3 protein-coding genes are annotated in these 1,145 nt (G+C 61.5%); 2 read left to right on the forward strand and 1 reads right to left on the reverse strand.

Annotated elements, in window-relative coordinates; translation table 11 throughout:
- Nucleotides 1–473: winged helix-turn-helix transcriptional regulator (locus EN969_RS32135; protein ID WP_164758716.1), on the reverse strand; the 473-nt coding region annotated here is incomplete at its 3' end.
- A 27-nt stretch (nucleotides 474–500) separates the two neighbouring features.
- Between EN969_RS32135 and EN969_RS35665 the strand changes: the two genes are divergently transcribed.
- Together EN969_RS35665 and EN969_RS32145 are read left to right on the forward strand one after the other, a co-directional pair.
- A complete protein-coding gene (locus tag EN969_RS35665) occupies nucleotides 501–656 on the forward strand; it encodes a hypothetical protein (protein ID WP_164752000.1) in 156 nt (51 codons plus the stop codon).
- A gap of 38 nt (nucleotides 657–694) precedes the next feature.
- A partial coding sequence (locus EN969_RS32145; RefSeq protein ID WP_206525294.1) for an aminopeptidase P family N-terminal domain-containing protein occupies nucleotides 695–1,145 on the forward strand: 451 nt, incomplete at its 3' end.

The following is a 1,145-nucleotide window of genomic DNA, read 5'->3' on the forward strand; positions in this document are numbered from 1 at the left end:
CTCATGGACTCCACGTCGAATGGGCCGGGCAGGGCCATGCCGACCCCCAGCACCCGTCCGCCAGCCCGCAGCCGGGTCAATTCCACCACCATCGCCCCGATCAACTCGAAGGCGCGGTCCGGCGTCGCGTTCGGCGCTTCGCGGTAGATGCTCTCGATCACGTCGCCGCTCAGATTGATCAAGGCGGCGCTGATACCAAGCGGAGTGATGTGGATACCCACGGCATAGCCGCCCTCGGGGTTGATCCGGAGCGTCGCCGGCGGCAGGCCGCGCCCCCTCGGCTCTTCGCGCAGCGACAGGATGTAGTCCTGATCTTCCAGTTCGCGAACGATGGTCGATACCGTCTGGACGGTGAGGCCGACGCGCCGGGCGATCTCGCCGCGCGCGATCGGCCCGTGCAGGCGGATGGACTCAAGCACGATGCGCCGGTTGTATGGCCGCCCGAACTCCTGATTGGTCCCCCGCAGTGCCATGCCTTGCGCCCCTTAGGAGAGGATAGCTTGGCACCGCTTATTTATTCAGTCAAATGGAATTCAAAAATAAATGATAATGAAACACAAATCTTGGGAAGGCCGGGTATGGACGTACCCGATTCAGGACCTGCCCACACGCCGCCCTGGCCGATTGCCGCCATGGCGAAACCTCTTCAATGGTGAGCGAACCCGCGACCGTTGATGACAAAGCAGGAGCAAAGATGATCGAATTGCCGTTTGCCCGCGACGAGTACCGACAGCGGCTTCGCAAGATCCGCACCGAGATGGCCAAGCGCGGTCTCGAGCTTCTTGTCGTCAACGACGTTGCCAACCAGCATTACATCACCGGTTATGACGGCTGGTCGTTCTACACGCCGCAAATGGTGCTGGTTCCAATCGAGGAGGTCGAGCCGGTCTGGATCGGGCGCGCCATGGATGCGGCCGGCGGTCTTCTGACAGCCTGGATGAAACCGGAAAACGTGGTCGGCTTTCCGGAAGACCATGTCCAGCGAGGCGATCGCCATCCCATGGACTGGATTGCGAACTGGATTGTCGCCAAGAGCTGGGGGAGTCGCCATATCGGCATCGAACTCGAAGCCTATTATTTCTCCCCCAAGGCGCACGCCCGGCTTGTCGCCGGACTTCCCAATGCAAAATGGCACGATGCCGACC

The sequence above is a fragment of the Mesorhizobium sp. M7A.F.Ca.CA.003.01.2.1 genome (assembly GCF_003998945.1).
In the GTDB taxonomy this organism is placed as follows: domain Bacteria; phylum Pseudomonadota; class Alphaproteobacteria; order Rhizobiales; family Rhizobiaceae; genus Mesorhizobium; species Mesorhizobium ciceri.